This is a genomic window from Methanospirillum lacunae, assembly GCF_003173355.1.
Taxonomy (GTDB): Archaea; Halobacteriota; Methanomicrobia; order Methanomicrobiales; family Methanospirillaceae; genus Methanospirillum; species Methanospirillum lacunae.
The window spans coordinates 80,360-93,856 of sequence record NZ_QGMY01000011.1; the positions used below are offsets into that span (position 1 = coordinate 80,360).

Here is a 13,497-nt window from a genome sequence, read left to right on the forward strand (position 1 = left end):
TGTCCATGTGTACTCACATGGAGAAACTCCCCTGCGAGGATATTGTCTGGGAATCACTTCCTGCCATACGGGCAGCAATAGCAGCGGAGATGGTTGCAACTGGTCTTTCACAAAAGGAGGTTGCCACCATCCTGGAGATGGCACCGTCTGCGGTATCACAGTACCTATCCGGCAAACGAGGATACCGGATTGAGTTCACTGACGAAGTAAAAAAGGCTATTGCATCCCTTTCAAACGATCTGCGCGATGGGAAGGTAACAAACCCTGCATCACGAATCTGTGCTATCTGCACACTTATCAGGGGTACTCCCTCGTGCGGTGCCTGTGATGAGGGAGAAACGTAAAAGACACAATAGTAGCGTGGTGTTTCAGGGTTCTCGCCAGATAAGGACAACCATACTGATCTCCCCGGTATGATCCGGGACTGTGGCAGATGAGAGGATCACTTTCTTCTTTCTCCCTCCTTTGGCCCTGATTGTATATCTGATATCACGGACCGTTTTTCCCCGGACAGCATCGGCTATCACGTTCAGTTCACCATTTAGTTCTGGTGGGATGATAGTAAGGGCGGATCCTCCGAGCAGTTCTTCGGCAGGATAACCTGTGATGGTCTCTGCACCCTGGTTCCACGAAAGGATAGTTCCCTGAAGAGTAACGGTCAGGACTCCTTCAGCCATAGATGAGAGAAGAACAGACAGAAGGGCAGAAGCTGATCCACCCTCCTGAAGGCCGGTGATATCGCGGGTAATACCAAGGATCTGTTCTACTTTCCCTGACTGATCGGGCACCGGATAGAGACGTTGATCAAGCCATCTGGGATCCTGCTGATCAATCATGACCGGGAAGACCTGTCGATGCGAAGCAGATGTCTCAATTACTGTCTCCACTGAGTCACGAATGATCTGTGATGCCTGTTTATCAAAAGGTTCAAGAATATTTGATCCGACTAGTTCATCTCCTCTTCCATCAGAAGCTGCAAACCTGGGATTAGCATACAGAATTGTATAATCAGGAGAAAAAATACAGACCTGTTCCCAAGTCTCTTCAGCAAGTGTTGAGAAGAGAAAATCGCTAATCCGACGTTTTTGTTCAGCTTCTTTCCAGTCTGTGATATCCTCAAGGATGAACGTATGCCCAAGGACCCCGTCATACATCACCATATCAGCGACTGTCATCCACAGGTGCCTGGGCCTGACATCTGTGTGAACACGAATCTCATCGGTGAATGCAACATCACGATCCGGATTTGTGATTCGGGCTCTCATCTCTGAAGTCAATCCCTGGATTCCCAGAAGATCCAGAAGGTTTCTCCCAATTAGATCATCCTCATCTGAACCAAGCAGATCGAGTGCAGATAAATTTATATTTACAATCCGGTATCGATCATCAGTCTGGATCACCGCGTCTGAAAGGTAACTGAGCACGCGGGTGACCGGAACTCTGGGAGCAAGGAAGTATAATTTCGCTTTTCCGACATTTCTTACATCGACCACACCGGAGAGATACATGAGTTCCAGGTATTTTCCGACGGTATTTCTGGACATATGAAGATCAAGGGCGAGCTCAGAGACCGTCATCCCTTTCTGGTTCTCTTTGAGGATCTCCTCTATGCTCGCAATATAATATTCATAATTATCCATTGGTAGAAGGAGTTTATTGGTGGCAGTATTTAATTGATTGCGTGGTGAACGTTCTCCATTGTCACCAGTATGTGTTATCATGTATAACTGAAGTAAATGAATCAATGCCAAACCGACTGGTCTATGAACAAAGTCCGTATCTATTACAGCATTCTCACAATCCGGTCGACTGGTATCCCTGGGGAGAAGAGGCCCAGACACTTGCACGGGAGCGGGATAGACCTATCTTCCTCTCAATTGGGTATGCAGCATGCCACTGGTGTCATGTGATGGAAAAGGAGTGTTTCATGGACCCGGAAACGGCTGGACTTCTTAATAAACACTTTATCTCTATAAAAATGGATCGGGAAGAACACCCCGAGATTGATCGGATCTATATGGGTGTCTGTCAGGCAATGACAGGATCAGGAGGATGGCCATTGAGTATATTCCTAACTCCTGATCTGAAACCATTCTATGCAGCCACCTTTGTCCCTCGCAGATCACGGGGAGAAATTCCTGGTATGCTGGATCTTATCCCTCATATTGTCCGTGTATGGGAAGAAAGGCGTGATGAAGTCTATGAGGCCGGAGATCGTATTTTCGAGGTAATATCCCAAGCGTATGGAAAGCATAACCCAGAATCCCATCCGGGAGTGCTCTCTGATCAGGATCTTCATTCAGCATTCCATAATCTTTCGTTTACCTATGATCCTAAGTTTGGGGGATTTGGTAGAGTGCCAAAGTTTCCCTCTGTTCCCCAGTTGATTTTTCTCATGCAGTACGGGATGATCTTCAGTAACGACCAGGCAATCCACATGGCAACTGGTACTCTTACAGCTATGGCCCTTGGAGGGATCAGGGATCAGGTGGGATTTGGGTTTCACCGGTATGCTGTAGATCGTGCCTGGAAAATTCCCCACTTTGAAAAGATGCTCTCTGATCAGGCGATGAATGCATCTGTATTTACTTCTGCCTGGCAGATCACCTCCGATCCACTCATGCGTAAGGCTGCAGGAGAGTCTCTTCAGTACATCTGTCAGACTCTACGACATCCTGATGGAGGATTTGCATCAGCAGAGGATGCTGACAGTGAGGGTGGAGAAGGGGCATTTTACCTCTGGAAATCCTCAGATCTTAAAAAGGTTCTGACCTCTGATGAAATGACGATTGCGGAGAAGATTTGGGGGATCACTAAAGACGGCAATCTTCCATCAGAGTCGGGTATTCCCCCCGGAAATAACATCATCTCATGGGTCTGGGGGAAAAATGTGGATGGGACTTATACCATCCCGATGCCCGTAGATTCACCTGTAGTCGAAAAAATACGACAGAAATTGTATGAACACAGAGAACTGCGACCTCGTCCCTTACTGGACGATAAGGTTTTAACAGACTGGAATGGTCTTGCTATCGCGGCACTTGCATATGCTGGAAGAGTCCTTGGAGATGCATGGATGATCCGTGCTGCAGAGGAAGCTTCTGATTTTCTGCTTACCACGATCATGACCAAAGAAAGAGAACTTTGGCATCAGTGGAAAGCGGGTAACGTAACCATAAAGGGTACAGCACAGGATTACATCTGCTTTTCATCAGGGCTGATAAGTCTCTTTCAGGCATCAGGAAAACCTGCATACCTGAATAGTGCAGTTACAATCATACAGACCGCAATAGATCTCTTCTGGGATGAGAATAGAGGAGGGTTTTATGCTACACGTTCTGATGATCCTCTGGTTCCTGTCAGGATTCGAGATGATTATGATGGACCTGTTCAGTCGGTGAATGGACTTGCCTGCCAGGTTCTCTCTGACCTTGCTCTGATTACCGGGAATGAGGATTATAAAAAACGGGCTGATACGCTGCTTACTGGTATGTATGATACCATCACCAGGGCACCCCAGGGAACTCTCAGCCTTCTCGGAATGACATGCAGGCAAAAAATGGAGATCCGTGCGGTAATTACCGGTTATGTTGATGATGAACGCAGAATCGCACTATGGAAGGTATTACATCAGAAATATATCCCGGGGCTGGTTGTCGTTCCTTATATCCCCACATATCTATCTGAAATGCAAAGAATAGTGACTGAATCAGAAACCGTTGCATGCGATGAAGTTCCAGCTGTTTGGATCTGTGCCGGACAGACCTGCAGACCACCAATATATAATCCAAAGATCCTATTGGATCTTCTGGATCATATTACACGTTCTTAAGTGCAACAAGGCTTCGAACACCGTTCAGTCTCCAAACAACTGATCTCTCTTCACGGCAGATGGATTCTGGAGCATCTTCAGGAGAATGTCCAAGGGCAGCAAGAATATTGAGTGAGAGATGCTGCTCTTGTATTAGATCCACAAATTTTCCCCTGATAATCTTCTTTTCGATAGAGTCTGTTACTTCTTCAAGATATCCCTGCAGGGTCACGAACATGAAACCTGAAAGATCCGGTTCATACTGTTCAATTTCAACTGAAACATATGGAGATTTACGGAAATATTCGAATTTTCGACCGTACTTAGTGGAGAGGAAGTACAGATGTTTCCCATCATACACATACATGAACGGTGCAATATAAGGGTATTTTTCCCCCTGGAATGCTATCCGGGCCATGAATCGATTATGAATCAGAGCGTCGTACTCCTCCTTCTCCATCTTTGGAATCTTCACGATCTCCATGGTATAGAACAATGATACACCCTGAGGGATATAAATCCATTCAACTGTACCTCATAAAATCAATCTGTGTTTTTTAACCTTAATTTGGAAAATACATACAATATGAAATCTTTTTATGTGACGGTAAAGTACTTCAGTGTCGAAGTCGTACTAGTTTTACACGTCTGATCCCTCTTTACCCGCCAGAAAAACGGTAATTTCCATGAACCGGCGCATAACACAGATCATACTGGTCATTCTTCTGCAGATGGTTATTTCACTTGTACTTGTACCCGTGACTGCAGAGAGCATACAGGATGCCACAATCTGGGCAAATAAAGGAAAAGCTCTGGCAGAAACGAAGGACTTCCAGGGTGCCATGGCAGCGTATGATCAGGCACTACAGCTCGATGCCTATTATGCTGAAGGATGGAAACTCCGGGGAGATGCCCTCATGGCACTTGAGAGGTATGCAGAGGCAGCAGATTCATACGACCGTGCAATCAGCATCGACAAAACTAATGCAGAAATAGTCGGGAAAAAAGGACGCGCACTGTTCATGCTTGGAAAGTACCGTGATTCTCTAGATGCCTACGACCGTGCAGTCTCGCTCAACCCGAATGTATTTCTGAATCTTGACGGCAAGGCGGATGTTCTCGCTGCCCTTAACCGGTACTCAGAGGCTGACTCGATGTACGATGCAGCCCTGAAGGTAGATCCACGGAGCAATGCTACCTGGAACAAAAAAGGTCTCACCCTGGCCAAGATGTTCAAGAACGAAGAGGCAGCAGAAGCATTCAACCAGTCTTTAACAATTTACCCTGGATCTGCAGAGGTCTGGAACAATATGGGTAGTGCCTATTTTAACCAGGGAAAGATGAAAGAGGCACTAAAAGCCTTTGAACAGGCTATCTCACTTGATGAAAGTTATATCCCCCAGAAGTATGGAGACACCCTGACCCGTCTTCAACAGGATAAACAGGCTGCTGCCCAGGAGGCACAAGAGAACAGTTCGGGCCAGCTTGTCATGCAATCTCCTTCAGAAATTAAATTGCCTCCCTCGATATTTTTAATAAATTATCTTATGATCGGGATAGGCCTTCTGGCAATTTTTTCACTCGGTGCTGTTCGGCTGTTTAAAACCAGAAGAAAGGAAAAGAAGATCAGGTAGCCCTGTCAAGAATTGTTTTTACAAGGTTACTTCTGTTTACCTCTTTTTTTATCTTCTTCTCAGGGAGGACCGGCTTTTTTGTCTTGAAAAAAATGCCGATTGGTATTTTTGCGTCATCGTTATAATTCCACTGTTGCGCAGTCCGGCAGGCAAATTCGAACAGACCCGCGTTTGATTCACTGGTTTCATAGATCCGCTCATCGTACCATGTTGTCATGTTAAAGAAGGATGCACAGATCTGCAGGACATCTACATGAGCGAAACCGGGATGCATAATTGCTTCTCTGAAAATTCGCCTTAAGTGTGGCAAACGACGGGTATATGCCCGTGAAACAAAGGTGGCTCCGGAACCAAGCAATAACTCAATAACATTGAGGGGATATTCATGAAGGCCCTGGGGGGTTGACTTTCCTTTGTATCCATATGGTGAAGTCGGAGTATACTGACCAGTGGTCAGGCCATAGACCCGGTTGTTATGACATATGACTGTAATGTCAATATTACGCTTCGCTGCATGAATCAGATGATCGAGCCCCTCTGCATACAGATCTCCATCACCGGCAAAACAAATAACCTTGAGATCAGGGTTTGCCATCTTTATACCGGTGGCAACCGGAATAGTTCTGCCATGAAGTGAATAGAAACTGTTCAGTTGGAAGTAGTCAGCAATCTTGGCGTGGCAGCCAATCCCAGATACCAGAACGAACTGATCACGTGATATTCCTTCTGCCTCAAGTTCCTGAATGACAAACTTCATGGCATGCTGAATTGCGAAGTTTCCGCATCCCGGGCACCAGGTATTCTGTGCCTGAGTGACTAGTGACTCTTCGCTAGTCATGAGGCAACCCTCCGTACTTTCTCAAGCAACTCCTCAACTGCAAATGGTCTCCCATCATACCGCAGAATCAGTTCATCTGTCCGGTACCCTTCAAGAGATAAAATCTTGTCGAGCTGGCCCGTTGAGCTGTCTTCTACAAGTATAACTTTTTCAACCCCCTCCATTGCTTTTCTAAACTCACCGGCAGGGAATGGGGAGATCACAACCGGAGAGACCAGCCTCATATTAAGTTCTTGTGCAACCTCATTGCATACACCACGGGGTGACCCCCAGCAGAGTATTGCAGTCTTTGCCTTAACCGATCCGCCGCAGATGACTGCTCCTGGCTTGTCAGTCATGGCTGAAAGTTTCTCCGCCTTCCTGAGCCGTTTATGGACCATGGCAATACTCATCTCCGAATCTTCTGAAGTGATCCCTTCGTAGTCATGTGTATAACTGTTCACCTTGATCACCTCTCCTTTATACGGGGGAATCAAAATCGGGGATATCCCGTCAGGGGTATCTGCGTACCGCTTGTATGGGTATGAAGGGGATGGAAGCGGGGGATATGCCCTGACCTCCGGTGTTGTTTCAGGAGTGTATATTCCCTCTGATAATGTTTTGTCTGATAGGATAAATGCAGGAATCTGGAGTCTCCAGGCAAGTTGCACAGATTCGGCTGCCCACTTGAATGCTTCAACTGGTGTTGCAGGGGCAGCGATGAACCTTGGGAACTCGCCCTGCCCTGCATGACATGTAAACAGGAGATCTGACTGCGCTGTATATGTAGGGAGCCCGGTTGAGGGCCCTCCCCGCTGAGAGAGTACAATCACAATCGGAACTTCGGACATCCCTGCAAGAGAGAGCCCTTCGGTCATCAGGCAGAATCCTCCTCCTGAGGTTCCTACTGCAGCCTTTTTCCCTGCATAAGCAAAACCGAGTGCCATTAGAATGACTGCTATCTCACTTTCAGGGTGGACAACATCTATACCTGCTTCATCTGCCACAGAGGCGAGGAAATGAAGGACTCCGGATGAAGGTGTCATCGGGTAAGCAACATATGCATCTATGCCCCCTGCCAGAAGGCCGAGGCCTATCCATTCATTGCCTGAAAGAAGTGGTCGAGGCGATGCTCCCTCCACCGGGTGGATCTGCATGCACCGGGTTGTACGGGAGAATGCTTCGCGTGCGATAAGTAGGTTAATATCTGTCTCTTTGGTCAGTTTTTTTCTGAAAACTGACTCAGCCAGATTCCAGGGGATTCCTGCACACCCACAAAACCCGGCAACTATTGCTGTGTTGCCCATGATCGCCCTACCTTTAAACTGGGCAACAATCTCCTCAATTGGTAGAGCCTGCCCCTCTGTTTTGACTTTCGGGCTGTCATAGATTACGGTTCCTTTGGTGGTAAGATTACTGGTGTGTAGATCAACAGTCTTTTGATCGAGTGCCAGGATCAGATCGACACCAGTGCGATGAGTAAAAACTGGTTTATCTGATGCCCGTATGATACAGAAGTTATGTCCACCTTTGATTAGAGACGGATAATCAATATACTGATAAACGTAATAGCCCAGTTCAGAGAAGATCGATGCAATCAACTGACCTGCCTGTGCGATTCCGTCTCCTGCTTTTCCTCCGATGAGGACAGAGTATTCAGACAATTGTTCCGCCTCCATGGGGAGATCTCTGCACCTGATCTCTTTATACTTGTTACCGGTACCAAGTTGTCAGGCAAATGTCTGATCTATCCATCTGGTAATGCTGTTCCTGACATCCTGAAGATGTTTCAGACATTGTGGTTCTTCTGGATTACAGTCACCATGATCAGGGAATGATTGGTGAAAGACCACTCCTGCACCTGGGACCATGGGGCAGGCCCCCGATGCAGTATCACACACAGTGACTGCGATATCAATGTCCTTGTCAAAGAAATCAAGAAGGGGCTTTGAAGTCTGTCCGGAAATGTCAATGTCGATCTCTTTCATCACTAGAATAGCTCTGGGATCCAGAGTGGTTGGTTGTGTCCCCGCACTGTATGCCTCATATCGATCCCCATACTTAAACCGGAGATATCCCTCAGCGATTTGGGAGCGGAATGAGTTATGGGTACAGACAAACAGAACTGTTTTTTTGGTATCAGCCATGCTGAGATCTACCTCCTGATACCAGATGAGCATTTCCTGATGACTGGATCAGATCCTATTGTTTTTTTAAAAACAAAACTTTCGTAAAATAATTAAAGGTGAGCAAAGATTAATTCTGAACGTACTTTTCTAAAACACTTCGTGGCATAAAGTAAACACTCTGGATCCTTCCAGAACCTTTTACATTACATTATATATGTGATCACATGGGACTAATTGACATGCGAGTCCTTGCAATATCAGGTAGTCCTCTAAAAAACGGGAACACAAGCAGGCTGATCAATGCAATCGTTGGTGACCTGGAAAAGAGTGACATTACAGATCTGAAGGTAAAGGAGATCTCTCTTGCAGGCAGTTTAATCCGCCCATGCAAATCATGTCGCAAATGTATGAAAGAAGGGCACTGTGTCCTGAAGTCAGATGATTTCTCCAGGATTGTCCGTAGGATGAAGAAGAGCGATCTTATCATCATCGGTTCGCCGGTATATTTCCATGATGTTAATGGACAGATAAAGAACTTGATTGATCGCTCATATTCACTCTGGCATGAGCGTCAGCTGAAAGGTAAAAAGGTGATACCAGTCGCGGTCTGTGCAGAGAGTGGTGATGATCGAACACTTGAAACCCTGAAAATATGGGCCCAGGCCCAGGAGATGAAAATCATCAGAACGGTAAGCGGACGTGGATTCAAAGCTGGTGATGTGCTCAAGGATAAATCAGCAATGAATCAAGTTAGTGATGCGGCAAAATCTGTTGCAGGTGAGGTAAAATCAGAAAAGAACAACTAACACACAGTATCAGGGATGTTGTTTTTCCCCATCAGAGGAAGGTAATACCTCAATTTTTAATCCTCTCTTCATTATTCGTTCAAAGGATCTGATATCTCCAAGGATCGCCCACTGTTCGAGTGAACAATCTCCAGTGCATTCAATGGCCAGTGTTATCTTTCGTCGCTCTGATACCAGGAGTTTTGCACAAGTCACTCTCCCGTCATGACTTCTGTCAAGGTTTTCGGCCATTCTAAGAAATATGGAGAGGATCTGGACCATCATTTTGTCTTCATTGCTCAATGGGCCATAAGATGAGTCCTTCCTGCGTGGCATCTTTTTTCGGTGATACCGGGTGACAAGAGCGATGATCAGGATCTCATGCTCATTAAAACCAAGTAGGGGAGCATGGGTTATCACGTAAAATGAGTGCTGGTGATGGCCTGGGAATGAGATGAACTGGCCGGTATCATGAAGAACTGCCGCATATGATAAGAGTTCCCTGCTCAAATTTGAAAGGTTGTGTAGTCCTGAAACACGTGCTGAATCAAACAACGAGAGTGCCAGTTTTCTGACATGATTGGCATGTGGTTCATTGATATGACATGCTCTTCCAAGGTGCTGTATACTTGATTCCCGTATCGGTTTCTGTTCGGCATAGGGAAAGCCGGGAATTTTTGAAAGGTAATCGATAAGAAGTCCGTCTCTCAGACTTCTTGAAGAGATTCGGATCTCATTGATGTTTGCCTGCCCAAGTAATGATTCAAGAATAAGAACCCCTGCAATGATGATATCTGCACGATCCGGGTTCAAACCCTGAACGTTTCTTCGTTCTTTTAGGGGGAGTGAACAGAGGAGTGAGATAATTGCTGACAGTTCATTTCTGGTTATTACTCCTGGCTGGTGAGGAGTTACAGAGTTCAACCCGGCTGCAATTGCTTCAAGTGTAGTGATTGTTCCCGAGCTTCCAAATGCCAGTTGTACCTTTTTACCAACTACATGCCTGATTGTATGTGTAGCACGGCTGCGGATGTGTTTTTGGATCGTCTGCACAACTGACGGAGAAATTGGGCCCGTAAGATCTTGTGGAATATATGTATTGGTGGTCCTTATGGCACCAAGTTTCAGACTTCGTAGCAGAAACGGTTCATACTGATCTCCGACAATAATCTCGGTACTTCCTCCCCCGATATCAATAAAAAGAGATTTTGTCTTTCCTATCTTGACACCACTCGAGACCCCGAGCCATATCAGCCTGGCTTCTTCTGGTCCTGAAATCACATTGAGTTCAAAACCTGCCTCTTCCCGTATTCGGGTGATCAGAGTGTCACGGTTTCGCGCATCTCGTGTTGCAGAAGTGGCAACAGCGACAATCTCTGAAGCCCCAAAACTCAATGCCATCTCAGCAAATCTGGAGAGGACAATGACAGTCCGTGTAATGGCATCAGATGTAAGGATGTTATCAGCAAACTCTCCTTCACCTAATCTTACAACCTCCTTCTGCTGGGTTAAAACTGAATATGAACAGTTAAGGTTCAGCCTGATGATCAGAAGCCTGGCTGAGTTTGTGCCAAGATCGATGAATGCAACTACTTTGGGCTCGTTTAATTCCATGAAATTTCTATCCGGCACCCGGTCACCTCACTGAGCAGAGCCGACTTCTTTTCAAGTACCCGGGTTTCCGGCTCAGGGATATGATCATCTGTAGTCCTGCAATCAATTTGAATGACCCCCTCACCTGTCTGGATTGACAGTTCCTGTACCGATGAACGGTGGAAACGATCAAGGGCATCGGCAAGACGCAGAATACCTGCAGACCACCGAACCTGCCATTTCTCCTTATTAGTTAATCTGGCAAATGATGAATGAGAGGGATCCGGATGTGCTTTGCGATGATACCTGGCAATGAGGGCCACAATCTGCCGGTCTGTTGGAGTCAATGGGATGGTTGTGTCTGATAGAATGAGATCCATTGAAGCCTTATGATGGGGACGAGATGGTACGCTCCAGCCTATATCATGAAGAAGAGATGCCAGTGAGAGAAGTCGCCGTTCAGGATCTCCCATTCCATGAAACCCGGTAAGGAGATCAAAAAGCAGTCCTGAAAGTCGTTCTACCTGGAAGGCGTGAGGATGATCAGGATCATAGCGCTCCATGAACGAGAGAGTGGGATCTACACTTTGCTCTTCTAACTGACCCACCCTGATGGAATCAGTGAAGCTCAAGTCTGTTCCTCAGGATCCTGAACCACATCCAGAGATTTCCCTTCCCTGATGATTCGTGCGAATGCATCAGGGAGGTGCCTGTGATGTAATTCCTCAATGGTCCGCTCTATTTCATATGGGACCCTGATATGAATGATTGAAAAGGGTTCAACGGTAAGAAGGGCGTAGCAGGCCCTGGGATCACCATCTTCCGGCCTGCCGACACTGCCTGCATTGATGAACCAGACACCGTCTACTTCACGGGCTGCCCCCCTGTGTGAATGCCCGGTTATGATAACTTTCGCTTCTTCTGCAGCTGCGATCTCGTGAAGTCTGGTGTCAGGGGTTCCATAATCGAGGTATTCTGTCAGTGAATCAGGACTTCCATGTGTGAGAATCAGTGGGATGCCTCGTACACACATGCATACCTTTCTGGGAAGGCTGGCTAGCCAAGTGCGGTTTTCATCTGATATCTGGTGATATGCCCATCTCATCGCCAGTTGTTTCTCCTTTGATGAAGGCTTTCCCTTCTTCCATTTTTTCGAAAGAACCGAGAGATCATAGTTCCCGATAACACTGATGATATGTCTCTCTCTGATAAGGTTGATAACCTCATCAGGGAACGGTCCGTAACCGGTTAGATCTCCTGCATGAAGAACCACAGACGCACCCCTCACCTGTGCATCAGCAAGAACAGCTTCCAGTGCAGGAAGGTTTGCATGCACATCACTGATCAGGGCGATGGTAAGTGGTCCTGTATGTTCAGAATCTATGGCCCCGTCAAATGAATGCTGAAGTGGTAATGAGATCTTCTCAGAGAATCTGTTCCAGAATCCCTCATCTTTTACTTCTTCCCAGTTCTTGGTAAGTTCTCTGAACTGTTCTTCACGGCTTTTTTCCCTGTCCGTGATAAGGAGAGAGATCCCTGGTTTTATGAGTTCGAAGAATCCATGATTTCCGAAATAGGTAATAGACCGCTCCTCCTCTTCTTCAAGAAACCGGGGCATAAGCCCGATCCAGACATCACAATCATGGATGTCACCTAGGAGTTCCTGAAGATGTTTGATTACCTTGATCTCGGGCTTAAGGCGATCCTCGTAAAGCCCAGCGTAGGCTTCAAGTGTGTATCGAAGCCTCTTTGCAGCGATACGCATCTCGTGGTGTTGCTCTATCCGTGACGAGTCCTGAAGATATGGCTCGAACCAAAAGAGATCAGATACGCGGGCCATGATCTGCATGAAGGCACGCTCGTAGGTCTGAACCGGATGGACTCCCGTTCCTTCAAGCATTGCCCTGATTTTTAGATCATGGAGAAAGGCTGCCATATCCTGGATAACCCCTTTCCTGGTAAAATCTGATACCTCTTCAGAAACACCTGGTTGCATCACCCTCCTTTTCTGTATCAGCCTCAGCAGAAGACATTCAAGTCCTAAAGTAACAGGGTCAGATGACTGAAACAAACTGATCTTCCCGGCTTGGGGGATATTAGAGGCAGTCTCTTTTTCTCCTCCTAATGGTTCCTTCTCCTGATGGAGGTTTTTTAGATGTTTACCAATCCAGGAAGAAATCCGGTCTTTGACTGTAAGGGGGGGTACTGGAAGGCTCTGTTGTGAGACTAATGCGGGGTCCGTGATCACCTGTGAAATCTGAAGAGGTTCAGCAGATGAGAAGAGAAGAACTGTATTTCTCTTTTCAGGACAGCACTCTGCAAGAAAAGCACGGACAAATTCTATCTGTACATCAAGATCGCGTGCTTCACCTAGTGATCGCGTAAGTTTGCGAATCTGGTTCTCCCATTTTTGCCTGGCATCTTCAGGGAGACAGTCAGAAAATAAGGGAAATGCAGCACGTATTCTTCGTGTCGCCACCCGGCTGCGATGGACATACTCGATATCATCATCCTTCACCACACCCTGTAGTTCTGCTTCCAGCTGGCTGAGAAGAGGCAGAAATGTGCTGGTAGCATAAAGACAGTAATCAGGATTCTGGAGAGGACATTTTATCGGCCGCTGGCCGGTCATATGGTACATGATGTGGAGGTTTTTCTGGTTATATGTTGTGAAAAAGAAAGGTGTGCATATTGAAAAATTTTGAACTGTTCTGCAAGTCCTTATATT

General features: G+C 46.5%; 12 protein-coding genes. 4 read left to right on the top strand and 8 right to left on the bottom strand.

Annotation, left to right across the window (positions count from 1 at the left end; translation table 11 throughout):
- The first annotated feature begins 17 nt into the window (after positions 1 to 17).
- On the top strand, positions 18 to 344 hold the full coding sequence (locus tag DK846_RS14380) for a transcriptional regulator (RefSeq protein ID WP_109969677.1): 327 nt from the start codon (positions 18 to 20) through the stop codon (positions 342 to 344).
- A 24-nt stretch (positions 345 to 368) separates the two neighbouring features.
- Here the strand turns inward: DK846_RS14380 and DK846_RS14385 are convergent, their stop codons facing one another.
- Positions 369 to 1,721, bottom strand: coding sequence for a PAS domain S-box protein (locus tag DK846_RS14385; protein WP_109969679.1), 1,353 nt, complete (start codon positions 1,719 to 1,721; stop codon positions 369 to 371).
- Between the two features lie 23 nt (positions 1,722 to 1,744).
- Here DK846_RS14385 and DK846_RS14390 point away from each other — a divergent pair, with 23 nt between their 5' ends.
- Positions 1,745 to 3,832: a thioredoxin domain-containing protein gene (locus tag DK846_RS14390; protein WP_109969681.1), complete on the top strand. Its 2,088-nt coding sequence runs from the start codon at positions 1,745 to 1,747 to the stop codon at positions 3,830 to 3,832.
- On the opposite strand, the gene DK846_RS14395 is transcribed toward DK846_RS14390, so the two are convergent.
- Positions 3,819 to 4,295 (bottom strand): pyridoxamine 5'-phosphate oxidase family protein, encoded by a 477-nt coding sequence (locus DK846_RS14395; RefSeq protein ID WP_109969683.1) that lies wholly within the window; start codon positions 4,293 to 4,295, stop codon positions 3,819 to 3,821. The genes DK846_RS14390 and DK846_RS14395 overlap by 14 nt on opposite strands.
- 202 nt (positions 4,296 to 4,497) lie before the next feature.
- Between DK846_RS14395 and DK846_RS14400 the strand changes: the two genes are divergently transcribed.
- Positions 4,498 to 5,445 carry a tetratricopeptide repeat protein gene (locus DK846_RS14400; protein ID WP_109969685.1) on the top strand — a complete coding sequence of 316 codons (948 nt, stop codon included), beginning with the start codon at positions 4,498 to 4,500 and terminating at the stop codon, positions 5,443 to 5,445.
- Here the strand turns inward: DK846_RS14400 and DK846_RS14405 are convergent.
- From DK846_RS14405 to DK846_RS14415, 3 genes are read right to left on the bottom strand one after another with little or no spacing between them, the layout of a single operon-like run.
- A complete protein-coding gene (locus DK846_RS14405) occupies positions 5,438 to 6,283 on the bottom strand; it encodes a thiamine pyrophosphate-dependent enzyme (protein ID WP_109969686.1) in 846 nt (281 codons plus the stop codon). The genes DK846_RS14400 and DK846_RS14405 overlap by 8 nt on opposite strands.
- Entirely contained in the window at positions 6,280 to 7,941 is a 1,662-nt protein-coding gene (locus DK846_RS14410; protein ID WP_245926569.1) for a 2-oxoacid:acceptor oxidoreductase subunit alpha, read from the bottom strand. Before DK846_RS14410 ends, DK846_RS14405 begins: the two co-directional genes overlap by 4 nt.
- A 51-nt stretch (positions 7,942 to 7,992) precedes the next feature.
- A complete protein-coding gene (locus tag DK846_RS14415) occupies positions 7,993 to 8,409 on the bottom strand; it encodes an arsenate reductase ArsC (protein WP_109969766.1) in 417 nt (138 codons plus the stop codon).
- 206 nt (positions 8,410 to 8,615) lie between these two features.
- On the opposite strand from DK846_RS14415, the gene DK846_RS14420 reads away from it, so the two are divergent.
- Positions 8,616 to 9,197, top strand: coding sequence for a flavodoxin family protein (locus DK846_RS14420; RefSeq protein ID WP_109969688.1), 582 nt, complete (start codon positions 8,616 to 8,618; stop codon positions 9,195 to 9,197).
- A 9-nt stretch (positions 9,198 to 9,206) separates the two neighbouring features.
- On the opposite strand, the gene DK846_RS14425 is transcribed toward DK846_RS14420, so the two are convergent.
- The 3 genes from DK846_RS14425 to DK846_RS14435 are packed head-to-tail and all read right to left on the bottom strand — an operon-like array spanning position 9,207 to position 13,401.
- Positions 9,207 to 10,790 carry a Ppx/GppA phosphatase family protein gene (locus DK846_RS14425; protein WP_109969690.1) on the bottom strand — a complete coding sequence of 528 codons (1,584 nt, stop codon included), beginning with the start codon at positions 10,788 to 10,790 and terminating at the stop codon, positions 9,207 to 9,209.
- Entirely contained in the window at positions 10,781 to 11,401 is a 621-nt protein-coding gene (locus DK846_RS14430) for an HD domain-containing protein (RefSeq protein WP_109969692.1), read from the bottom strand. The genes DK846_RS14425 and DK846_RS14430 overlap by 10 nt, the downstream gene beginning before the upstream one ends.
- Entirely contained in the window at positions 11,398 to 13,401 is a 2,004-nt protein-coding gene (locus DK846_RS14435) for a CHAD domain-containing protein (protein ID WP_181391802.1), read from the bottom strand. Before DK846_RS14435 ends, DK846_RS14430 begins: the two co-directional genes overlap by 4 nt.
- Between the last annotated feature and the right edge of the window lie 96 nt (positions 13,402 to 13,497).

Bases quoted from the DNA above. Each gene is read 5' to 3' on its own strand.
- DK846_RS14410 (WP_245926569.1), bottom strand. From the start codon at position 7,941: ATGGAGGCGGAACAATTGTCTGAATACTCTGTCCTCATCGGAGGAAAA.
- DK846_RS14380 (WP_109969677.1), top strand. From the start codon at position 18: ATGGAGAAACTCCCCTGCGAGGATATTGTCTGGGAATCACTTCCTGCC.
- DK846_RS14390 (WP_109969681.1), top strand. From the start codon at position 1,745: ATGCCAAACCGACTGGTCTATGAACAAAGTCCGTATCTATTACAGCAT.
- DK846_RS14435 (WP_181391802.1), bottom strand. From the start codon at position 13,401: ATGACCGGCCAGCGGCCGATAAAATGTCCTCTCCAGAATCCTGATTAC.
- DK846_RS14385 (WP_109969679.1), bottom strand. From the start codon at position 1,721: ATGATAACACATACTGGTGACAATGGAGAACGTTCACCACGCAATCAA.
- DK846_RS14395 (WP_109969683.1), bottom strand. From the start codon at position 4,295: ATGGAGATCGTGAAGATTCCAAAGATGGAGAAGGAGGAGTACGACGCT.
- DK846_RS14425 (WP_109969690.1), bottom strand. From the start codon at position 10,790: ATGGAATTAAACGAGCCCAAAGTAGTTGCATTCATCGATCTTGGCACA.
- DK846_RS14405 (WP_109969686.1), bottom strand. From the start codon at position 6,283: ATGACTAGCGAAGAGTCACTAGTCACTCAGGCACAGAATACCTGGTGC.
- DK846_RS14400 (WP_109969685.1), top strand. From the start codon at position 4,498: ATGAACCGGCGCATAACACAGATCATACTGGTCATTCTTCTGCAGATG.
- DK846_RS14415 (WP_109969766.1), bottom strand. From the start codon at position 8,409: ATGGCTGATACCAAAAAAACAGTTCTGTTTGTCTGTACCCATAACTCA.
- DK846_RS14420 (WP_109969688.1), top strand. From the start codon at position 8,616: ATGGGACTAATTGACATGCGAGTCCTTGCAATATCAGGTAGTCCTCTA.